Source organism: Stieleria magnilauensis, from assembly GCA_007753675.1.
Classification (GTDB): domain Bacteria; phylum Planctomycetota; class Planctomycetia; order Pirellulales; family Pirellulaceae; genus Stieleria; species Stieleria magnilauensis.
This window is the reverse complement of sequence record CP036432.1, coordinates 886,854-909,203: the sequence shown is the minus strand read 5'-3', so window position 1 is coordinate 909,203 and position 22,350 is coordinate 886,854. Positions and strand designations below refer to the sequence as shown.

At 56.3% G+C, this 22,350-nt stretch carries 14 protein-coding genes and 1 tRNA gene; 13 read left to right on the top strand and 2 right to left on the bottom strand.

What is annotated here, in order from left to right; translation table 11 throughout:
- Positions 1 to 296: 296 nt before the first annotated feature.
- A complete protein-coding gene (locus tag TBK1r_RS03305) occupies positions 297 to 2,006 on the bottom strand; it encodes an IS1182 family transposase (protein ID WP_419580133.1) in 1,710 nt (569 codons plus the stop codon).
- 373 nt (positions 2,007 to 2,379) lie between these two features.
- Here TBK1r_RS03305 and TBK1r_RS03300 point away from each other — a divergent pair, with 373 nt between their 5' ends.
- Positions 2,380 to 4,707 carry an AMP-binding protein gene (locus TBK1r_RS03300; protein WP_145207520.1) on the top strand — a complete coding sequence of 776 codons (2,328 nt, stop codon included), beginning with the start codon at positions 2,380 to 2,382 and terminating at the stop codon, positions 4,705 to 4,707.
- 10 nt (positions 4,708 to 4,717) lie between these two features.
- On the opposite strand, the gene TBK1r_RS03295 is transcribed toward TBK1r_RS03300, so the two are convergent.
- Positions 4,718 to 5,407 (bottom strand): CDP-alcohol phosphatidyltransferase family protein, encoded by a 690-nt coding sequence (locus tag TBK1r_RS03295; RefSeq protein WP_145207519.1) that lies wholly within the window; start codon positions 5,405 to 5,407, stop codon positions 4,718 to 4,720.
- A gap of 269 nt (positions 5,408 to 5,676) precedes the next feature.
- Between TBK1r_RS03295 and TBK1r_RS03290 the strand changes: the two genes are divergently transcribed.
- From TBK1r_RS03290 to TBK1r_RS03235, 12 genes are all read left to right on the top strand, one after another.
- Positions 5,677 to 6,747: a potassium channel family protein gene (locus tag TBK1r_RS03290; protein ID WP_145207518.1), complete on the top strand. Its 1,071-nt coding sequence runs from the start codon at positions 5,677 to 5,679 to the stop codon at positions 6,745 to 6,747.
- Between the two features lie 514 nt (positions 6,748 to 7,261).
- On the top strand, positions 7,262 to 8,179 hold the full coding sequence (locus TBK1r_RS03285; RefSeq protein WP_145207517.1) for a hypothetical protein: 918 nt from the start codon (positions 7,262 to 7,264) through the stop codon (positions 8,177 to 8,179).
- Positions 8,180 to 8,299: 120 nt separating this feature from the next.
- Positions 8,300 to 8,384 (top strand) — tRNA-Leu (locus TBK1r_RS03280).
- 165 nt (positions 8,385 to 8,549) lie between these two features.
- A complete protein-coding gene (locus TBK1r_RS03275) occupies positions 8,550 to 9,014 on the top strand; it encodes a hypothetical protein (RefSeq protein ID WP_145207516.1) in 465 nt (154 codons plus the stop codon).
- A gap of 18 nt (positions 9,015 to 9,032) precedes the next feature.
- Entirely contained in the window at positions 9,033 to 9,926 is an 894-nt protein-coding gene (locus tag TBK1r_RS03270; protein WP_419580922.1) for a hypothetical protein, read from the top strand.
- A 519-nt stretch (positions 9,927 to 10,445) separates the two neighbouring features.
- Entirely contained in the window at positions 10,446 to 12,194 is a 1,749-nt protein-coding gene (locus TBK1r_RS03265) for a vanadium-dependent haloperoxidase (RefSeq protein ID WP_145207514.1), read from the top strand.
- Positions 12,195 to 12,215: 21 nt separating this feature from the next.
- On the top strand, positions 12,216 to 15,314 hold the full coding sequence (locus tag TBK1r_RS03260) for a ferritin-like domain-containing protein (RefSeq protein ID WP_145207513.1): 3,099 nt from the start codon (positions 12,216 to 12,218) through the stop codon (positions 15,312 to 15,314).
- Between the two features lie 21 nt (positions 15,315 to 15,335).
- Positions 15,336 to 16,109 (top strand): hypothetical protein, encoded by a 774-nt coding sequence (locus tag TBK1r_RS03255; protein WP_145207512.1) that lies wholly within the window; start codon positions 15,336 to 15,338, stop codon positions 16,107 to 16,109.
- 167 nt (positions 16,110 to 16,276) lie between these two features.
- Positions 16,277 to 17,467: a radical SAM/SPASM domain-containing protein gene (locus TBK1r_RS03250; protein ID WP_145207511.1), complete on the top strand. Its 1,191-nt coding sequence runs from the start codon at positions 16,277 to 16,279 to the stop codon at positions 17,465 to 17,467.
- Positions 17,467 to 18,903, top strand: coding sequence for an NAD(P)/FAD-dependent oxidoreductase (locus TBK1r_RS03245; protein ID WP_145207510.1), 1,437 nt, complete (start codon positions 17,467 to 17,469; stop codon positions 18,901 to 18,903). The genes TBK1r_RS03250 and TBK1r_RS03245 overlap by 1 nt, the downstream gene beginning before the upstream one ends.
- A complete protein-coding gene (locus TBK1r_RS03240) occupies positions 18,900 to 19,625 on the top strand; it encodes a dienelactone hydrolase family protein (RefSeq protein ID WP_145207509.1) in 726 nt (241 codons plus the stop codon). Before TBK1r_RS03245 ends, TBK1r_RS03240 begins: the two co-directional genes overlap by 4 nt.
- A 24-nt stretch (positions 19,626 to 19,649) precedes the next feature.
- On the top strand, positions 19,650 to 22,148 hold the full coding sequence (locus TBK1r_RS03235) for a TgpA N-terminal domain-containing protein (RefSeq protein WP_145207508.1): 2,499 nt from the start codon (positions 19,650 to 19,652) through the stop codon (positions 22,146 to 22,148).
- Positions 22,149 to 22,350: the final 202 nt, after the last annotated feature.

The following is a 22,350-nucleotide window of genomic DNA, read 5'->3' as shown; positions in this document are numbered from 1 at the left end:
TCGGCTGGCGACGCTCTCGTTTTGTCGTTGCGGAATTCGTCGACGGCAGGATGGATTGAGTGAGCCGAAGGAAACGGAGCCGTTCTGTGAGCGGCAGGGCGCGAGCCCTCCGGTCCTAGCGTCACCGGACGGCTCGCGGCCTGTCGATTTAGTTCCTGGGGACGGTTGATTCGATTTTGGTTCCGGACGAGGCTTTTATGGTGCTATGCGGGGCATCCAGAGTCGTTGGTAAGCGTGTTGACGGGATCGTGGCGTTCGCTTGTGGCGGATTTCGTTCGAAATGCCCCCTATCTCCCCTAGTTTGCTGTTCCGAGCGATTGTGTCGCCGCGGCGGCGCGCAGCTTCGCCAAGTAACTCATGATTTTCTTCAGATTGAATCCGGTCGCCGCCCAGCGCCATTCTTGATTCACACCTGCGATACCTCGAAGCAGGAATCGCCGCATATCAAGCGTGCTCTTGATCACGGCGAAAGGCGTTTCACCGAAATGCTGACGACGAGAGTAAGCCTCTTTGGCTGCAGGCGTTTCCATTCGCGCACGCTGCCGACGTCGCGCTCCTTCATGCTCATCATGCATCGTCTCGCGACCACGTGGCGGGCCAGGCTTGCGACCACGTCGCTTGCCCGCTCGCTTGTCCGACGAGGTCGCTTCGCTGGACTCCTGGGACGATGCCTCGCTGCTGCTTGCCTCGTCTTTTGGCTTCACGTTCTTGCGACAACGCCCAGCCAGCGTGCAGCCCTCGCATTCAAAACAGGTGTAAACCTTTCGCTGCACCGGAGAGCCGTCGCCATGCGTCGTGTTCTCGGTCGTCCGATGTGAAAGCACTTTGCCTGCCGGGCAGTAATAGCAGTCGTTCGCTTCGTCGTACACAAACGCTGCTTTGTCAAATCGTTTGGTTTGTGGATTAACCGGCAACTGATCAATCTGATCGGCGGCAACGGGCTCAGTCAAATCCGAACGCTCGGCAGGGTTGTTCTCGCGATTGGTTTCGGCAAGCGGGCCAATCAGTTCGATCTGTTTTTCCTCAGCCGCAGTGAGGTTTTTGCCCGTCGTGTAAGCCGAGTCAGCCATGACTCGCTTAATGTCAATTCCAAAGTCGTTGGCCACACAGTCGACGATGGTGGCAAATTCGTGGTGTTCGACGTTGCCGATCAAGACGTCCGCCGCAACGATCAGGCCGCTCTGCGTTTCGGTCGTCGCCATCGGAGTAAAGTTGGCTGCGTAACCACCCTCCTTATTGGGAAGAATGCGACTGTCCGTGTCAGTCTTGGGTAACTGGGCGGGGCCCTTCGTCCCATTTTTCCTGCGGACTTCGTCCATCGCATTGACCGTCTCCAGATGAGCGGCCAGTTGTGAGCGGCGTGACTTCAAGTTGGCGACGGCGGCGGGGAGGCGGTCCGCCGAAACGTCCTGGCCGATGAGATCTTCGTCGCATGCGTCGTTGACTTCGAAGGTTTCCAGGGCCTCATCAATTTGCGCGTCAAGTTCTTCGAGTGCTTTGGCTAATCGTTTGGCCGTCCAAGTCTTGTATTTGTTGGCGTCAGCCAGGATGCGTGTGCCGTCGATGCACAGTTCCGAGAGATTGGCGATCCCCAGGTTGATCGCCAGCTTGACCATTTGTTTGAAGATGCCTTTGACTGCATCACTATTGTTTCGGCGGAAGTCGCTGATCGTGCTGTGATCGATGCGGCGACCGCTGCTAAGCCAGATAAAATCGATCGAATGCTTGAGTTCGTATTCAATGTTCCGGCTGGATCGGATTCGCCGAATCATGGCAAACAGCAGGATCTTTGCCATTACGCTGGGATGGATCGGCGGCTGACCGAATCCGCCGTTGTAGGCCGCCTCCCAATCAGTCCAGTCCATCTGATCGAGAATCTCGTCGACCAAGCGAACGGGATGATCCTGAGGGATGAGTTCCTCCAGGGCGGTGGGAATGAGGACCAGTTGCCCGCGTGGTGTAGGAGCTTCCTGCCAATAGCTGGTCTTGGGTTGTCTCTGGCTCACTGGGCAAGCCTCCCTGCGTGAGAAGTGAATCGCGACGACGATCCGCCAAGAATAGCAAACATCGTGACGATGCCTACTAAGCCACCTCCCCTCGTTTTGTGGATACACTAAACCGACAGGCCGCTCGCGCCGTTCCGCTAACACGGTCCTCAGTATTTCAGCGATTGTGAGCAGCACGGGCGCGAGCGCTGCGGTCTTTCCAGGCGGCTTCACGCCGAGACCGGACGCCGGCGGTGAGGGTGCGGTTGCCTGGGACTGGCTCCATCGCCTATTCTCTTGGGTTGACGCAGATGGAGCGTTCTCGCAGCGACGAGCTTTCTGATTCACAGAAAAGATCCAACGGACAAGAACCAACAGACAGGGAACGCAACGCATGGGTGGTTGGTACGTCTTGGGAATCATCATCGTTTCCCTGTTATTGCTTTCCGCGATGGCAGTTTTCCTGCCTCGCTTGTTCGTCCGCGCCATCTTCCGCCCGATGCTGGCGCTGTTTTACCGCAAACGCGTGATCGGTCGGGAGAACCTGCCGGCTTCGGGCGGCTACCTGATCGTCAGCAATCACGTCTCTTGGATCGATGGCATCGTGATCTTGTGGATGATGCCCCGCAACGTTCGCTTCGTCGTCGACGGCTCCAATTTCGGCTCGGCGTTCGCCAAGTGGATCGCCGCCGCCTTTGACACGATCTTGATGGTCGCCAACCCGAAATCGATCATGCGGGCGCTCAAGGCGGCTCGCGAGGCGCTCAAAGCCGGCGACGTCGTCGGCATCTTTCCCGAAGGCACGATCACCCGGACCGGGCAACTGCAAGCGTTCAAGCCGGGCATGGGCAAGATTCTGCAGGGCCATGACGCCCCCGTGGTTCCGGTTTACCTGGACGGCATGTGGGGCAGCGTTTTCAGCTACAGCGGCGGAAAATTCTTCTTCAAATGGCCCGACAAGTTTCGTCGTCGATTGACACTCTACATCGGCAAACCGCTCCCCAACGACACACTGATCGAACTGGTCCGCTCTCAAGTCAATCAGCTCAACGCCAAGGCCCAAACCGACCATCGACATGAGTTCCCCGTACTGGCCGGCGAAGTGATCCGGGCTTGGCGACGTCGTGGAAAACGGCTCCAAATCGCCGATTCGATGGGGACCGAATTGGGCGGCCGCGAAGCCCTCACGCGCGCCTTCGCGCTGCGGCGTGTGCTGGCGCGGGAGGTCTTTGCAAAGGACGAGACCAACATCGGAGTGTTCTTGCCGCCCAGCGCCGGTGCGGTGGTTGTCAACGTCGCGTTGGCGCTCGATCGCCGCGTTTCGGCCAACCTGAACTACACCGTCTCCAGCGAAGTCATCAATCACTGCATCAAGGAAATCGACATTCGTCATGTGCTCACGAGCGAACGCTTCCTGAGCAAAGTGGACATCAAGATCGACTCCGACACCGTGACCCTGGAATCGATCCGCGACAAAATCACGACGGCGGACAAAGTCATCGCGTTCATTCAGGCCAACGTGATCCCGAGGGGACTGCTGCGACGCATGCTGGGACTGCACCGTGTCAAAAGCGATGACTTGATGACGGTGATCTTCACCAGCGGTTCGACCGGCATGCCCAAGGGCGTAATGCTCAGCCAAGCCAATATCAGCCACAACGTCGATGCGATCAAGAAAGCCATTCGTCTCAATGACGAAGACGTCGTGCTGGGCATCCTGCCGTTTTTCCATTCATTCGGATACAGCGTCACGCTCTGGGCGACCCAGGTCCTGGGGCCCTGCGGCGTGTATCACTTCAATCCGCTCGACTCGCGACAGATCGGCAAGCTGGCCGAAAAGTACGGCGGGACGGTTCTGCTTGCCACGCCGACGTTCTTGCGAAGCTACATCCGACGCGTTAAACCGGAGCAATTCAAGACCCTGGACACCTGCATTGTCGGCGCCGAGAAGATGCCGGCGGACCTGTTTGACTCCTTTGAACAGACCTTCGGACTCCGACCGGTCGAAGGCTACGGGACGACGGAATTGAGCCCACTGGTCTCGGTCAACATCCCCCCGAGTCGTTCACCGGCTGCTTACCAACTCGATCGTATCGAAGGTTCCGTCGGCCGCCCCCTGCCGGGTGTCTGCGCGAAAGTGGTCTCCCAGGATTCGGGCGACGAACAAGCGGCGGGGATCGACGGCATGCTAATGATCGCCGGCCCCAATGTCATGACGGGTTACGCCGGCCAAAAAGAGCTGACCGAAAAAGTGATCCAATCGGGCTGGTACAACACCGGCGACATCGCCCACATCGACGACCAAGGTTTCATCCACATCACCGGTCGACTGAGCCGGTTCTCCAAGATCGGAGGCGAAATGGTCCCGCACCTCAAGGTCGAAGAGGAAATCGCCAAGTCGATTCACCAGTCGCCGTCAAGCGAACCGTCTGCCGACTCAGCCGACGATGGTAAAGGAACGGACGACGAAAATGCAGTGACGCTCTGTGTCACCGCCGTCCCCGACAGCAAGAAAGGCGAACGCCTGATCGTGCTGCACCGCCCGCTGCACAAAAATGTCGACGAGATTTTGGCCGACCTGAAAACCGCCGGCCTGCCGAATCTCTTCATCCCGTCGCGCGACTCGTTCTACGAAGTCGAGCAAATCCCGTTGCTCGGCACCGGCAAACTGGACCTCAAAGGCGCCAAAGATCTGGCGCTGCAACTGGCCGCCAAAGCGTAACGCCACCGAGCTACTTCAATTGCCACTCGGTCGTATCCGCCGCGGCGCCGTTTTGATTGACCTCCTTGACCGATCGGATCAGCTGAATCGGCAACTGGACCAGTCCGGCAACGATCAACGCGGCGTAGGTAAACAGCAGGAACTGCCCCGGCGTGACGATGGATTGCGGCAGCCAAAACAACGCCGCCGTGGAAATCCCGATCAAGCTCAACAGCGTCTTGAACTCGGTCGGCCCGAATCGGGACAGCGTGAACTCGCCCACCAACTTTGCCTTGATGTTCGTCAACACGGCGATCGCGAACAGGCAAACGACCGCCACGATGGCCAAATCCAATCGTCCGCAGGCGACTCCGATTCCGATCAGATAGTAGGCAAAGGAAAGCGGATCGGTGAAATGATCGAGCAACTCACCTCCGTTGCGACACTGGCCGGTCCGTCGAGCGTGCGTGCCATCGACACAGTCAGCCAAATGGTTGCCGACGATTCCCGCCGCACCGACGATGCCGGCCCACCAATAGGTCGTTGAAAACGCGAGCCCGACGGCGCCGACGATCGCCGACAAATGCCCCATCAAGACGATCCCTTCCGGCGGAAACCCGCTGGGGATCCGCAGGTGAGGGTACAGCGACTGTAACTTCGGTGAAATGATCGGGTCGATCAGGCTATGAGAAACGCGTGCCGACATCGTCTGGGCCTTCACTGGAAGAGTCAAAAAATACGCCGCCGACGTCGGCGGGCCAAGTCAACAGAGCCCCGCCCGGCCCGTTGACTGCGCACGCTTTCACGATCCGGCCGATTCAATCCCCAAACCGCCAAGACTTTTCGGCGTAACAACACTGGCCCGGCTACGGCCCCCCTGAGGTTGTTCCCCCACCGAACTTGCTCGGGGGCTACGAGACACCAACAGTCGGGTAGGCAATTAACACGCAAACCGGAGCATCGCGGATCGATGGTGAGAAACACAATGCGATGAACGGATCGACCTCCATTCACAAAATGCGAGTTGGTCTGACCGTGCTGGTCGCCACCTGCTTGATCGCGATCATCGGGTACGTCCTGGCGGGATGGTCGTACATCGATTCGCTTTACATGGTGGTCATCACGATCTTTGGGGTGGGCTACGGAGAGGTGAATCCGGTCGAGGATCCTCGGCTGAAATTGTTTACGTTGGCGGTCATCATTTCGGGGTGCAGTTCCGCCATCTATGTCCTCGGCGGGTTCGTGCAGATGATCGCCGAGGGGGAAATCCAACGGGCCCTAGGAGCCAGACGCATGTGCCAGGAAATCAAGTCGTTGTCAGGGCACGCGATCGTGTGCGGCTACGGTCGAGTCGGCCGCAACCTGATCCACGAACTCGCCCATTTGGGCGTGAAGTTTGTCGTGATCGATCGCGATAGCGAGCGGCTGAGCGAAGCCGAACGGCACGGGACCTTGGTGATCGCCGGTGACGCGTCTCAAGAAGACGTCCTGTTACAGGCCGGAATCGAGCGTGCCTCGGTGCTGGCAACCGTTTTGCCGGACGATGCCGACAACGTGTTTGTGACGCTGACTGCCCGTGAGCTGTGCGAGAACATCCAAATCATCGCCCGCTGCGAGTGCCCATCGACCGAACGGAAACTGATTCGCAGCGGTGCCGATGGCGTGGTGTCGCCGACGATGATCGGGGCGACCCGAATCGCCCACCAAATCGCCTGCCCGACGGTCGAATCGATCGTGGAGAACAAGCAAGCGTTCAATCGACTCAACCAAGACCTCGACGTGTTCGGGGTGCGGATGGTCGAAGTCGATATTCACGAAGAATCCATCTTCGTCGGCGCGACGATTCATGACCTGGAAACCAGCGGCGATGGGGCGACGGTCGTGGTTGCCGTCAAACGCGCCGGCGGCGAAGTCATCAAGAATCCGAAGATGTGCGACGAAATCCGCGGCAATGACAAGCTCGTCATGCTCTCGCACAAAGAAGACTGGTCGCAGGTCAGCGACGATGTCATCTGCCCTTCGACCGACCTCGCCATGCCGATGGTCCCGCTGGCGGTCTAAACAGCGGGCGGAATAAGAGTGTTGGATGCATTGGAGTGGGAGACGCTCGCAGACTGTCACCTCCGCATCGACGAGCCTGGAACCCGATCCCACACCCTGTTAGCTCGCCACCAAGGCACTCGTTCGTCAAAAAACGACCAGAGGGCACACGCGTCGTCGCATCTAAAGTCACCCTCCCTGGCAGGGAGGGTCGAGCGAAGCGAGGAGAGGGTCGGTCGGGTTTGACTGAGCGATCGTCGGTGTCTGCGCGACCCGTTTTTTCAATCCCTTGTAAAATCTTCAACACTCGATCATCGGGCATCGCGAGTTTCACGGCGAGGCTTCGGCTCTGGAACACGCGCCGTGTTCACGCTTAACCAGGCCCATCGGCAATCGCGCGAGCCGTTCCGTGGCGATGTTTCACGAGACGTCCCCAGCGACGCCGCTTTGGCACCGATCTTGCATTGCCTGCCCCATAGCAACTACCAACAGTTCAGTTTTCGGGTTTTGAACACCCCTTCTCATCGATGGTCCCATGTCGCGCCCCCTCATCAAAATCGTTTTCGCAGCCACTTGCTTCGCTCTCCTCGATCACGGGGTCAGCCAAGCCCAATCCGGCTCGGCCATGACTCGCTTGCGGCCGATCGGATCCGCGAGCGCCGTGGACCGATTCCAGAATCAACAATCAGCCTCGGCCGCGACCAACGTTGCAATGCGCGCCACCGAGCCTCGGCCCACGACAGTTCGCAACGAGACCGCTTATTGGCAGCAGAATCAGACCGTCCCAGCCGCCCCGGCGTCGGTTCGGCAGGTGTCTGCCAACCAAGCCCCCGTGCGACAAACGGTCTGGATGCAATCCGGTTTCGATGCGCCGCCGCTAGCGGACTCGGGGATGTCACTTCCCGGCGAGGCGCCCAACGCGGGATTGCCCCAGCCGGGCGCAAGCACCGCGATTCCGAACTCGACTCCGTTTCCCGAAGCCGCAGCTCCGCCACGTGCCTTGCCGTCGCCGAACAACTCCTATGCTCCATCGCCGTCAGACCTGGATCAAATCCCACAGCCCTCCTTGGAAACCAATGCGTTTGCCAGGGCGGACAACTGCCGCCTGATCACGCCCCCGAGTACTTACATGGCGGCCAGCGCCTTTGCCGGCGGCTGCGGGCAAGTCATCCCGACGTCGTACTCGTCGTCGGCCTGCGGCCCGATCACCCAAGCCCCCGGCATGCTACCGGCGGAGATCCCTTCGGCGGCGACGGTTCCGCCCACGACGGTTTATCCGCCCACCACCGCCCAGCCGCTGGCGGTGCCCACATCGGCCGCGCCGGCGCGTTCGCTGATCACGTTAGGGCAAGAAAACTACATGGTCCAAGTCGGCCAAGGGCTCTGGGGCCAGCCGGTCGCGTACGTCCCCGGCCAGGGTCTGCGCAACTGGATCCGCTACATTTTCCCGTGATCGGAAAACAGTCGCGGAGAGCCCTACACACGGCTTGCACACTCCGGCGTCACTCGATAATCTACCGGCCCTGGAAAAGTGAACCTCGGCCGACCGAGACCACTCTTCACAGTCAACCAAGCGGATGTGGCGGAACTGGCAGACGCGCTAGATTCAGGTTCTAGTCCTCGATAAGGGGGTGGAGGTTCAAATCCTCTCATCCGCACTTGGTTTTTGCGGGGTTTTTCGAAACCCCGTCTCTTGAATCGAAGGCCCACACATGGGCGGGTGGTAGCAAACTGGTAGCACCGTTGGATTCACGTTGATTCGGCGTTGATTGTTTCCCCAATCAATCGACCCAAAAATCAACGCACCCAATGGAGGTGCCACCATGGCTTGGCTTCAACAGAATCCCTCCGGCCATTTCTACATCGGTTTCCGTTTCGCAGGCCGGACGTTCCGCCGCTCCCTCAAAACCACCGAACGCCGGAAGGCGAACTCAAAGAAGGTCCGTCTTGAGGACACGATCAGCCTGATCGAATCCGGCCGCATCGACCTCCCCACCGGCGTCGACATCCCGACTTTCCTGCTCAGCGACGGCAAGAAGAATGGCAAGACCGTGGTTCGGGACTGCCGGCTCGATGAACTACTGAAGGAATTCTTCGACGCCATTCCCGCAGGCAGCCTGGAGCAGAACAGCATCAACACGATGAAGACGCATGAAAATCATCTCATCCGCCTGCTTGGTGCCAAGCGTTACCTCGGTGCCCTCTCCAACGCCGACCTGCAGACCTACATCCAGAATCCGTTGCTTCGCACGCTTCGCCAAATCGATCATGCCGGTCAGGCCGGGTGACTCAAGTTTCAATGCTTCTTGAGCTTGTCGATTCGTTATCCGCCTCTGGAACCGTTCTCGCTCCTCGTCGAAGCTGCCCTGACCCGTCGCGAATGTCACGCAGACCAATGCCGCGATCAGGCAGAACAAAATACGAATGTTAACGAACAATTTTTTCACCTTCTGAATACGAGACATACTTCTCGCCGAACTTGCTTCGTTCTCACGAAAGCGGGCGTAAAAGCGGCACAATCGCGATGCGATCCCTCGAACAACGGACATGCGGCATCGCCGGGCAACAATGGGCGAGGAGTTACCAACTCGCCCTTGCCGTTGCCAATGCCGGAATGGAACGCTGATTCACGGAGGCTTCAAATCGACGGTCAGATTGTGAAACGCTTTAAATGGCCAGCGGCAAATCAGGAGGCTGTGTTGTGTGCGTTTGAGGAAGAAGGCTGGCCCGAACGAATTGACGATCCGCTTCCACCGCAGCCGGAACAGGATGCGAAGCGTCGATTGGCAGACACTATCAAGTGCCTCAACCGAAAACAGGTCAACGAGCTAATGCACTTTCGTGGAGACGGAACAGGCGAAGGCGTTGTGTGGGAGCGACACGACACAAACGGAAAAGCGCTTCAGCACTTCAGCGTCCCGTCTGAAGAAATATGGCCCTACGAGCCTGCCTATGTCAATGAAGAACCTCACGCGTTTGTCTACCAATCGGCTAAGCCGGTAGCCAGCTTTCACTACTTCCGGTTCTTTCCTCCGTATAACAAGTCGAAGCAGATCAGTAACGAAGATTGGCTACAACTCTCATTGCTATGGCCGAAACCAAGGAGCTGTCTTGGTCCGCACATCCTGGGGAAGCGAATGGGGAGACAATGGGAACGGATGGCTTCCCGCAGCAGCGTTAGATCCTGGACTTTTCGCTGATTGCTGGACAGTCGCGGTTACTCCGAAACCATAAACGCAGTTTTCGCTTCTGAAGGCATACCGGCCTGTTGTTGGCCGGATGACACGCGATACGGCAGAGATCGTTGTGCATATTTGATTGGCAAATTGTGGGGAGGCAATGTGACCAGTTGACTTCGTTAACAGTCAACTTGCTCGTCATTTCTGGTGACTGATCCCTGGAGACTTGCTGGATTCAGTCGAGCCGTTACTCCAGGCGGCAGCCGCTGTGTCAATACAGTTAACTGCCGTTCCTATCGGCTTCCGTAGTCCCAAGGCAGGCATGGGACACAATCCTATGTGTAACAGCATGAATATTGGTCTCGAACAAACTGCATCACGGAAATCGTTGGTATGGCGAAGAAAAAGGCAACGCGCAAGTCAACAGGAGAACGGAAATCCTCGGCTAATAGTCGGACCAAGACAACGACGCGGAAGGCATCCACGAAGGACTGCCGAAACATTTTTGAAACGAGATTGACTGTTGCAGCAGAAAGCCCCATGGCGCGGTTTTCAAAAGGACTCGACCACGATCCGACGACGGGTGAAGTGAATGCGTCCCAGTTTCAACTATTTGTCGATCAGCTTAAGAAGCTGAACGCGGATCCAGGACAAGTTGCGAAACGAGGTTTTCAGCTTCGTAGCAAGACGTGTGATTCTTTGCGTCGGTTCGTTAATCCTCAATCCGGTTGGGCCCTCGACACAGAAGTCACCGATCCTTGCTGTTACGTCATTCCAGAGCCGCCGGATTTGAACAGCCAAGAAGAAGCGGCGGAGATGATCGAGCTGTACTGGATGGCGTTGTTGCGTGACGTGCCGTTTGCCCAGTGGGACGATCATCCGCTGGTGGCCGCCGCCGCCGAGGAACTTAGCACCCTGCCGCTGTTCATCAATCGTGACGCCCCCAACGAAAATCCTACGAACGCCGGCTTCGAGGTGATTCCGATCACATCGAAGAGCCTGTTTCGTGGTGGTGAACTGGCACGTTTCGCTGACCAAACCGCCGGCATATCGGAGAGTATTGGCCCGTATCTTTCTCAGTTTCTGCTTCACGAAATCCCGTACGGAACATTACGAATTCCTCAACGCTGCATCCATGCCGCATCCGGCATTGACTACATGACGGAATGGTCCGAGTGGCTGCATGTCCAAGACGGAGAGCGACGAAACCCCAATCAAAACTTGGTTGGTCAGCACGATCCGTCCCAGCGGCGATATCTATCGACGATGCGGGATTTGGCGACTTACGTCCACTACGACGCTCTTTACGAAGCCTACTTGAACGCTGCGTTGATCTTGCTTGGTAGTGGCTACCCAACCAATCCCGGCAATCCGTACGGTCCAGGATGCTCCGTGATGGGGACTGGACAGGACCAAAGGCCACACGACAACGAAGCTTACTTGAAGTCGGCCGACCGCGGCTCACCGAAATATCCCGACCAAGATGGGTTTGGCACATTCGGTGGACCGCAAGTTCTTTCCCAAGTCACCGAAGTCGCGACTCGCGCACTCAAAGCGGTATGGCGACAAAAATGGACCCATTTACGACTTCGTCCCGAGGCATACTCCGGATTGGTTCATCGCGCGATCGTCGATGGTGTTCCCGTGCCCTACGAAGCGTTTGACATCGAAGTCGAACGCATCCTTCGCGCCAGCTGCGCATTGGATCGTCTCACAGCTTCACGTGGAAAAGGGCGAAGCCGACATCGCGATCACGATCCAAGCGCTTTGCTCCCCATGGCTTTTCCCGAAGGATCGCCAACGCATCCATCCTACGGAGCCGGACACGCGACGGTCGCCGGCGCTTGCGTCACCGTGTTGAAGGCATTCTTTGACGGAACCGTCCAATTCATCGGTCCTGTCGAGGCAACCGCCGATGGGCAACACCTTGTGCCGTATCAAGGGATGGACGCGCACAGCGGAAAGATGACTGTTGAGCTAGAGCTCAACAAGCTAGCCGCCAACATCGCGATCGGTCGCAACATGGCCGGCGTCCATTGGCGAAGCGATTACACGCAAAGTGTATTGCTGGGCCAACGAGTCGCCGTCGACATGCTTTATCGGAAGAGCGCAACGTACACCGAAGATTATTGTATCCGGTTCAACAGCTTCGGAGGCAAGCCGATTGAGATCCAGGCAGGCCAAGTCAAATACGCCGGCAAAAAGCTGAGCTTGCCAGAATTGAAACGTGGTGAATGTTTGGAGCCCGAACGATGCAACATCGCCAATGAACTGAAGTCGATCATCTAAATCACATTTGGGGTTCTCAACATGGCGACACGACGCACGCGTCATTTGCGGTTTTCGCGACCTGCATCGGTCGATTTCATGGCTCTCGGAGCCGGTCCGCTCGCTGCGGCAGCGGCCAGTCGGGCCATCGGGCATGACCCTCCCTTGAGCGATCGAGACGAGTTCATCTTCTTGCTGCACACCGCGGCAGAAATCGAACACGCATTGATGGTTCAATACCTCTACGCCTGGTTTTCGTTGCGGCCAGTCAGCGATTTTGCTGACCCTGAGCAACAGCGACTCGTAGGACTTTGGAGCGGTCATTTGCGCATGATCGCGATGGAAGAAATGGGGCATTTGTTGACGGTTCAAAATTTATTGCGTTCCGTCGGCGGCCCGCTCAACCTAGAACGCGAAGACATGCCGTTTCGCAGTGGGCTGTATCCGTTTCCGTTCCAGCTTGAACCACTCTCCCGAGATTCATTGTCGAAATACGTCTTCGCCGAAATGCCGTCGAACTTGGAAACCGACCCGGCCTACGCCGACGTGGTACAGCGTGCCAGACGCGTTTCGCCGGACGACCTGGAATTAAATCATGTCGGTGTTCTGTTCGCCAGACTGTCAGAATTGGCCGCGACGCTACCCCGTTCGACGTTCCAGCCAAGTAGCGAAACGTTTCAAGGAACGGCAGACAATTGGGGACAAGGATACGAGGAATCAGTGCCGGGTAGCGGAGAGGGGTTGATCATCCGTTCGATCCGCAACCGTGATGATGCGGTCGCGGCAATCAACGACATCGGGGAACAAGGCGAGGGCATGTCATCGCCGATCAATGATGCTGACGATCCGGTCTCTCATTTTCGCCGTTTCTTCGACATCTACGAAGCCTTCCCGGAACCGGATGCTTGGCGAGCGACTCGTCATGTTCCCACACATCCCAACACCACCCTTGCTCCACAGTCCGATGACGGCGTTGATGTGGAGTCGGGAGCGGATGATTTTGACCGAGGGCGAATCACTCATCCGGTAAGCCGAGGATTTGCCCAGTTGGCAAATGGACGCTACCGCATGTTGCTTGCGCATTTGCTTCATTCTCTTTCGATCCCGTCAGCGGAAGACAGCGACAGCATCGTCGGCCACGATGAACTCGTCGATTGGACCTTTGACGAAATGCATGAGTTGCTCCCGATCAATCGTCTGATTGTCCAGCGACCTCTCGGCGATGAAGAAGACGAAGCGCGAGCCGGATTGCCGTTCGAGCTTCCGTACACACTAGCAATCCCCGACGAAGAGGATAACCGTTGGCGTTTGCACCGAGATTCCATTGAGAATAGCGCCAAGATCATTGCATCGCTACGAGAACTCGGTCTCAACTCAGACGAAATCGAATATCTGGATCGCTTAGAAACCAGGGATGAGGTTCGAAAAGAAACCGTTGCTGAGTTCCTAAGACAAACAAGTGATGATGACACGTTACACGCGATACGGATCTTTCCTCCGATTGCAATCGCGCGACTTGGTTCGGCAACGGAACCGTTAGATAACTACGATTTCGAACTTGACGATGATGGTCGCCGTACGATTCGCGGCGCAGAAACTTTGGTCGTTGATCGAGCGACGGGAACGATCACGGAGGTTCGGACGCCGAATGAAGTCCGCTTCAAAGACGATGGCCGAATTCGCCCTGTCTGCCCGTTTTTAGAAATATGGGCACAGTTGCAGCAGGATGGTGACTACGAGCCGCTGTCAATTTCAAAACTGAGAGAACTTGGCGGGCAAGTGAAGTGGCGAGTCCGTGCGGCGAACCTGAAAGCATGGCGCCGGACTGGCGACGATGATGACAAGGTCCAAGCGGATACGGGCGAGATTCAGGACCACGATTCGCGTGAACTTGTCGGGCGCTGCAGCAACTTCAAACCTGGAATCGAAAAATCGATTCCGCTGGGCAGTGTTCAGTTCATTCGCCCCACGGACGAGTTTCCAGAACTGCGTCTTCGTTTCACACCAGCGGTGGGGAGTGTATTTGGTCCCAACGCAGACGATCCGAACACGGTTGACGATGTCTACGATTCGACTCGCGGAAATTGGGTCGGTCACCGTGATGGTGCGCCGGGTACCCCCTTGTTCACGTTCCCTGGCGGGATCTATGCCCGCGATGCGGCTGGGAATAGCGCGGGCTATCTCGATGACACGTGTGACGCGATCGTCGAAGCCATTGTCACCGTGGGTGAACGGGAGTTTGTTTCAACCGCCCGCGTTTCCTCGGGACCACCTGATTTCGCACCGGACAGTTTGCCACTGCGAAGCGTTACTGACGACGCGCAGCAAATACTACTTGGTCCGCAACCGGGGAATGCGGCAAACGCTGTAGCGGAGTCGCGCGAGCTGATTCGACGCACGGTGGAGTCGATTCGATTGATGAATACGGACGCGTTGAACGAGCGGGGAATGCCAAACCATGATCGCGGTGCCGGGCGCCTCGGCGAACCGATTTTTCGTCCTCCGGCACGAGCGCGCTACGCAGCGGTGGTCGGTTTTCACCAAGCTGTCCTCAGCAGCCTCGATCGATTGGAGGACAACGACACACCGGCCAACCGTGCGGCAGCCCGATCATCCTTGATTGCCATGCAACAACGGCTGAGAGAATATGACGAGGTTGGCGATCTGACCGATGCGGGTCGCCAGAAGATGCCGGCAATGATGCGGGGCAGCGATGGACGCTATCTGGCGCTCACGCGTCGATTGCTAAACCAGATTCAACTTGCGATCGATGAATTGGAATCATCGCCCGATCCGGTGACACCCGAGCAAGCAATGATCGCGTTGATTGAGAGCAAGGCTGCATTTGCGAATCGTCACCTTGGTATTCAAACCGACGGTGGTGGTTCTCTCGCATCGCTCTTTGCCGATCCGCCGGCCTTGCTTCGCTATCTACAAACCGAAACCGTCGTACGAGACATCATCCCTGAACTAGAGGGCGAGCCACTGATTCGGCCTCAAGATCCCGCCAATTCCGCGTTCTTAAGCCTCATCACGAATTCCGCACACCCAATGTTTTTTGGATTCGATCAAGCCCTGGAAGTTCCAATCGTCGAGGCGTGGATCAACTCGTTACCACTCGATGACGATCCAATTGTCTAAAGCCGCAACAGAGGACGCTCGATGCCATCGTTACAACCAACCAACCTGACTGCCCAATCGTTGTATCGCGGACGAGGAAATCCGCCGAGCGCCCATCCGATCACATCGATCTCCAATTGTTTCCCTGGACTTGAATTTGACTTTCGCGTCATTTGGAAAAACGTTTTCGTCGGTATCGAAGTCCACGAGGCCTTCAACTACGTGATCGACGTCAACGATCCCGCCATCGCTGCACAAGGCGTGGAGCCGGCAATGCGGATATTGGATGTCGATGGCGATGCGATGCAAGTCGACGTCGTAGGTCCAGATCCGGCGGGCAACCAGAGAGTGCTTGGAGACAACAACCTGGAATGGACGAATGCGCTTGCCCGAATCGTCCAGCAGCATTCCGGCAATACGGTGCGATGTCGTTTCGTCACCGAAGGCGCCGCACCGATTTCCGCCGATTTGACGATACGCGATTTCTTCAAGGACGGGCAGTTGGATCCGGCGGTCATCCCGGCCGGAACGTTGACCCAAGGGCTTTGTTCACCTTGGCAAGCCGACTACCGCGAATGCGGTTGCTACTACTGGGCCGCCAGTCGTCCCGATTTTGTGAATGCCGAACCAGATGGCGGCGGCACCAAGGGGCACAATTGGATGTTGAAGGATCGTACCGATGCCAACAAAGCGTTAACCGACAATCAAGTCACTTGGGATCGCATCGGAGCCGCAGACCAAATTTCTTACGAGGACCTATATCAAGCTTGGGAAGAACACTTGAAGTTCATCATCGGGGGAAACGATCAGTCGTGAACATCTCTTTGCCTATCATCGACGGCCCAGTTGCAACCGCTCAGGACGAAGTAGCACGAATTAGTCGGGGTCTCTCTGAAGCGTTTCTGTTTGATTCTGACGCAGGTAAATACGCTTTCGTTGTTCAGGGCAGTCAATTGTTTCGTACGGACGAAAAGACTTACGCCATGCTGTCAGACTGCAAAGATGACGAGCAAGCAATGCGTGCGGCGCTGAAATCGCTTGGATGCCGTTTGAAGCCTGTCGCCGACAAACCCGTCCCAAATCCCGTATCCGCCATTTCGTTGGCGGTTTCTCAAAAATGCAATCTCGCCTGCTCGTATTGCTATGCCGAACAGGGTGGATTCGGGCAACCACAACGAAGCATGTCGGAGGAAGTCGCGATCGGCGCGATCGAACGATTGATTCGTGATGTCGGAACAGGCAATCGAGTGAACATTGCGTTCATGGGCGGCGAGCCATTGATGAATCGTCGTGTGCTGAAGTCTGCGACGCAACACGCCGTAAAGTTCGCTACGGATCACCATGTTGATGTCGGTTTTTCGATCACAACGAACGGTACGCTGCTCACACCTGAAGACGGGGATTTCTTCGAGGAACATGGCTTCGCCGTCACACTCAGTGTCGATGGATTGCCCAGCGAACATGACCATGCCCGCCCCGACAAACAGGGCAACGGCACATTCAATCGGCTGATGGATCGAGTCCGGCCATTGCTTCGACAGCAACGTCGGATGCAGGTGTCTGTGCGTTCGACGGTAACTCCTAGCAGTGGTTCACTGGTCGAGTTCCTTCAAAACATGATTGACCGAGGATTTCATAGCGTCGGGGTTTCTCCGCTGCTCAGTTCGCCCACTGGAAACGGCGAAATGAACAACCGGTCGTTGAAGCGGATGCTGCGGCAAATGATCGAGTGTGGCGACGAATTCCAGCGAGCCGTTGCGGCACGACGACGGTATCCGTTTCTGAATATCGTCAATGCAATGCAGGAGATACATCGAGGCTCCCAGCGTGCGTTACCCTGCGGAGCGGGAGACAGCTACGTCGGCGTGGGTGCCGAAGGTGATTACTACGCCTGCCATCGATTCGTTAACGACGATGAGCGTTGGATGGGTGATCTTCAAAGTGGCGTTAGCGAAACCGCACGTACCCAATGGACCTCGAATCGGCATGTTCACATGCAAGAACCGTGCAGGAGTTGCTGGGCGAGGTATTTGTGTGGTGGTGGCTGCCATCACGAAGTAATCCACCGCGGGAGGTCCGCTTGTGAGTTCATTCGTGGCTGGCTTGCATACTGCCTGGACGCCTATGCCAAACTGAGCGCTCATTCGCCCTGGTACTTCGGGGTAGCGGACTGATGCGGTTCGATTCGGACGTAGCGATCATTGGCGGAGGACCAGCCGGGTCTATCGCGGCTGCCAGACTGTCTGGACTCGGCTTTCGTACGACCGTGTTTGACGCTACTGGATTGAAAAAACGCCATCGCGCAGAATCGTTGACTTGGCAAGGCCATCGGTTCCTCCGTTTCATCGAAATGACGGAGGGTATCGAGGAGTCCATCATCCAGGAGACTACCGGAGCGACCATTCGATGGGCCAATGAAACCCACGAACGTCACGTTACGGCGATTCAAGTTGATCGTGGGCAGTTCGATGCCGCCCTTTTGCGTTTTGCGAAATCTCAGGGAGCTGTTGTTTCTGAGTTGGCGCGTGTTCGCAAGGTTCGCCCTCAGAAGGCCGGTGAACGAGGTGGCTGGATCCTGACTGTGGATACGGAGCGAACCACCGTTGATCATCACACTCGCTTTCTAGTCGACGCGACTGGAGCACGCGACTTGCTTGGGCACGGGCGGACGCTAATCCGACCACGCACGATCGCACTCATCGGTACGCACCGCGTAGATGCGCCGGGTGCAACGACGTTTATCGAAGCCACGAAAAACTCTTGGTGTTGGCTTGCCCCGGCCGGGCAGCGAAAAATGATGTTTGCTGCTTTTGTCGACCCACTGAAACGAGGATCACGTAACAAACGCGACTTGGCACAGCACTATTTCGCCAACTTGGTAGAGTGCAAGTTTGCTTCTCGTCTTTGTGACGCTCCCATTGCAAAGCCGGTCGCCTGCCTGGTCAACGCAAGCCGGTCGAATCAAGTCGTTGGCGATGACTGGATCAAGGTGGGCTCATCAGCAATTTCCTACGATCCGCTTTCGTCTCAGGGACTGCACTGCGCCATGGTAAGCGGCTTCCAAGCCGCTGCCGTTGTCAACACGATTCATGCTGGCGGAAATGCTCGATTAGCACAAGATTTCTACACAAAACAGGTGTATCGAAGTGCCGACCTGCACAAGCGAAATACCGGTCGACTGTATTCCGATCATGCAAAGGTGTGTCCAACGAGTTTTTGGCTGAGTCGAGAGACAAGAAAAGACGCCGGCTCTCAACCTGATTTAGAACCATCACTTGACTTCTCCGAGAAGCTATGGATCGGAGGGCGTGTCTCATTTCGTGAGTGCGCAGCACTTGCCAATGACAAGATCGTTTCGGAAGTGGGCATGTGTCTTGAACAGCAAGAGCCCATCACACGCTTCGGCGGGACACCCATCACTGAGTTCACACGACACGTCGACGGATCTCGTAGTGGCAAGGAATTGATATCCGTTTGGTCTCGGCAAACTTCACGACACGATGCCGAGCAACTGTTCAGATACCTCGTTCAGCATCGGGCGATCGTCCCGCACAAGACGCATGTCTCGTCTTCGTTGGCGTCAATGCACACTAGAAGGAAAAACGAATGATACCCGCGACTTTCCCCACAGGTACTGGCTCAGCAATCGAGAACATTTCTTGGACGGCCGAAGTGCCCGCAACAACCTATGACCGTGCCGTCGTAATTGCCTATGGCAGTGATGGACTGACTCCAGAGTGGAAGCCTGAAATTGAGCGTCATGCAAAGGCGCTCGCCAACGCCGGAGTTCTCGCCTTGATTCCAGACTACTTCGAGCTAGATCCGCCGACTCCGCATGGCAGTTCGGCGGCTGTCTTTTCGCAGATTCTTCCCAGACATCAGCAGTGGGAGCAGGTGCTTCGGGATGCCGTCACTGCAGCGAAAGCGTTGCCCGGCATTGACGATTCCAAGGTGGGGTTCATTGGATTTTCACTAGGTGGATTTCTCGGTTTGCGAATTCGCGACTCGGTGAATGTCTTGATTGAGTATTTTTCACCTTATCGATTTCCACCCAATGTGGACCTCGGAGAACTGACGCCCTTGAAAGGCCTGGGAGGTTCTGCGAATCCATCGCTCAAAGTCATGATCCATCATGGAAAATCAGATCGATTGGTTCCTATTAATCTCAACGCGACGCCTATCAAGGCTGACCTGCTTGCCGAGGGAGCGTCTGCAGTAACGATCTACCATACAGGTGCCAATCATGGATTTCAGGGACCCGATTCTGACAATAAAACCGCTCGACAAGAATCGCTCAAAGAATCTGTGAAGTTCATCCAAGACAACCTGTAACTCCGTTCGACCGAGCCTATAGCCGTGCAAGCGAATACTCAGATCACGCCGCCGGGAACGGAAAAGTTCACGCTGCCGGTGCCACCAAACTTTGGTGTCACCGATTCGTTTTTTTCGGCGGCGAGCTTGCTGGTATTTTTTGTTGCTTCGGTGTTGGCGATTGCCTATCTGCCCCTTCTGCCACGCTGGGCAGTCGCTCCGTTTTGGTTCACGGCATTTGGCAGTGGACTTGGGTTTCTCTACGAGACTTGGCTGCTGCTTCGCGCCGCGCCTTACCAATTATTGGGGACTGCGATGGGTCGTGTCCTTCAGGCGATTCGTCTTGGCAATCTGGCTGCCGTGTTCGGGTCGGTTTACCTCGCATACGGACTGCTGACGCTCGGTGCTTTCGGTCACGCCGGCTGGGTGACGGCGTTGGTGGGCGTCGTCACCGGATTCCTTCTGGTCGTATTCTTGTTTCGGGGACCGCAATACATCGCGGCTGCGATTCTGGCAATTGGTTTGTTGGTATTGCTCACGCTCGTGTTTGCATCCGATGGGCTGCTGGGTGGAATTTGGGTGCGTGTCACACTCTCGATCGCAGCGTTGGGTCTATTCGCCACAACAGTCATCGGTTCGGAAACGCCTCGGCGAAGTACGATTTTTCACCTCGTGGCGACGGCGGTCGTCGTCCTGCTCTACTTCGGATTTCAGCGCGAATCCGAGGCTTCGCCGCACAAAATCGAAACAGGGATCGGGCTGCGATTGCTGGTTTCCGTTCCCATCGGTATGGGACTGGCTTTCTATCTCCTTCCACAAACTTGGGCCATATTTCGTTCGCTCGTCTCAGGCTGGACTTGGCCTTACTTCTATTTGTTCATTGCCGGAGGCATGCGAATCAAGCGTCCGGATCGTCTTGGGAAACTGTACGACGGACGCGAAGACGAATTGAAACCGCTCGGACTGCTCCCGTACTACATTGCGCATCCACGCAACCTGACGCACCCGGTCAGTGTGCCGTGCCTTGATGAAGCCCTAACGCTAAAAGTTCATGCGTTCGGTTTTCTTGCGCGACTAGTGAAGTTCGCGTTCGCGACGGCCAGTCTTGTCAATCGGGTCTTTCCGATTGCCAATATCGATGTGCCGCTAAGACTGAAGCCAAGAATGCAGCCGTGGACGGATGGTCATGACCATTGGCCGAACCAATTTTTGCAACGAGTCTATTTGCCCAGGCTCGGATGGTTTTCGATCGAGTCGGGCGTGCGCGGCCCTGGATTTCAGCCGACGCCACAAACGGCGATCGAAGCTTATAAGAATGGGCAGCTACTGGCATTCCTGGTTGAATATGGAATCGCAGGTACTTTTATTCAGCCAATAAATCGTGACGGTCGGCAAGCTTTCGTGATGGACCTGTCACGACTGGAAAAGTATGCAACCAAATCGGACTACGAGTCCTACGGAGGCATGGCCTACTTTGTGATCGATGACGCGGAACGCTGTATGAACCTAACACACGTCGTCGCCCCACATTCGGACGTCGAGCTGGCGGTTGATCCGACCGATGCAAGATTTCGTCACGCTGAGGACATGATTTTGGCGTCCGTCTATTTCTATGTGGTCAGCGGAAAGCACCTTGTTGAAATTCACATGGGCTTGAATTTGGTCGAGGTCGCCCTATTCAACTCGTTTGATGCCAAGCAGCAGTGGTTTCATCCGGTTCGATTGGCGCTGTATCCACACTTGTTTGCACATGAATTGGCCGAAGAGCTGACGACGCAAAACTTGTTGGAAGACAAAGCTGTGTTTCCGCAGATTTTCGCTACCACCAATGTATCCTTGATGCGTCATTTGAATGATCGCTTTGGCGAGTACGCGCTGGCAGGCGACGAAAATTTTGATCTCCGCGAAAGGATTCTGTTGACCGGACGCGCCGGACAAGCTCTCGAAGACGTCTTGCCTCGGTCAAGTCTTGTCTGGGAAAAACGCTACGCCGCAATCTGGCTGAAATATGCCACTGATCTTGTAGACGCCGCCTATGCCAGCGACGGCGCAGTTGCCGCCGACGAGTGCGTGCAGATGCTTTACGCCAACCTGTCCGCGACTTTTCGTGAACCAATGCCAGCGCGATTTGGCGAACTGCGGACGCGACAGGGTTTGGCGAGATTCATTGCCGACATGATGCACCATTTGATTATCCGCCACGAAGTCTACGGGACATCTGGCGTTCGCTTGGCACTCGACCCGCGCATCAACAAAGTGCAAGTCCCCAAAGACGGAGGTCCCTACGGTCTCGACGATTGGCGATCCCTTGCCTGTGTCGCCATGGCGACCTCCCGAGTTCGCTACACACTTTTGAAAACCGATTACAAGAACGTCTTCGATGACTTGCAAGACCCGGGCGTCAATCAGAAGTATCGAGCCGCGCATGATCGCATGAAGGGAAAGCTCGACGAACTCGAAAACATCTTCAAATCCGACGGTGTCAACAACTACGACACACTTCGGCTCTTGCCTTCCGAGCTAGACATCGGAGCAGGTTACTAAGACGGTTAGGATGGGAGATTTCATTCACCAACGATTCCCACAGCCTTCCGTAGCATGTTCTTTGTTGAAAGTGCAGAATGTGAATGCTTGCTTGAAAGTACTTCGCGCGGGGACGGTGGATCGTGAACAACATATTGACTGGTGCGTGGGTCTATCGCAGTTTTCGTAACATTCAAGCACAAGTTGTTGCCACGCAGTCGCT

What these genes read in the sequence shown, in the direction of transcription:
- TBK1r_RS03300 (WP_145207520.1), top strand. Translation starts at nt 2,380, where the DNA reads ATGGGTGGTTGGTACGTCTTGGGAATCATCATCGTTTCCCTGTTATTG.
- TBK1r_RS03290 (WP_145207518.1), top strand. Translation starts at nt 5,677, where the DNA reads ATGAACGGATCGACCTCCATTCACAAAATGCGAGTTGGTCTGACCGTG.
- TBK1r_RS03285 (WP_145207517.1), top strand. Translation starts at nt 7,262, where the DNA reads ATGTCGCGCCCCCTCATCAAAATCGTTTTCGCAGCCACTTGCTTCGCT.
- TBK1r_RS03275 (WP_145207516.1), top strand. Translation starts at nt 8,550, where the DNA reads ATGGCTTGGCTTCAACAGAATCCCTCCGGCCATTTCTACATCGGTTTC.
- TBK1r_RS03265 (WP_145207514.1), top strand. Translation starts at nt 10,446, where the DNA reads ATGGCGCGGTTTTCAAAAGGACTCGACCACGATCCGACGACGGGTGAA.
- TBK1r_RS03260 (WP_145207513.1), top strand. Translation starts at nt 12,216, where the DNA reads ATGGCGACACGACGCACGCGTCATTTGCGGTTTTCGCGACCTGCATCG.
- TBK1r_RS03255 (WP_145207512.1), top strand. Translation starts at nt 15,336, where the DNA reads ATGCCATCGTTACAACCAACCAACCTGACTGCCCAATCGTTGTATCGC.
- TBK1r_RS03250 (WP_145207511.1), top strand. Translation starts at nt 16,277, where the DNA reads ATGCTGTCAGACTGCAAAGATGACGAGCAAGCAATGCGTGCGGCGCTG.
- TBK1r_RS03245 (WP_145207510.1), top strand. Translation starts at nt 17,467, where the DNA reads ATGCGGTTCGATTCGGACGTAGCGATCATTGGCGGAGGACCAGCCGGG.
- TBK1r_RS03240 (WP_145207509.1), top strand. Translation starts at nt 18,900, where the DNA reads ATGATACCCGCGACTTTCCCCACAGGTACTGGCTCAGCAATCGAGAAC.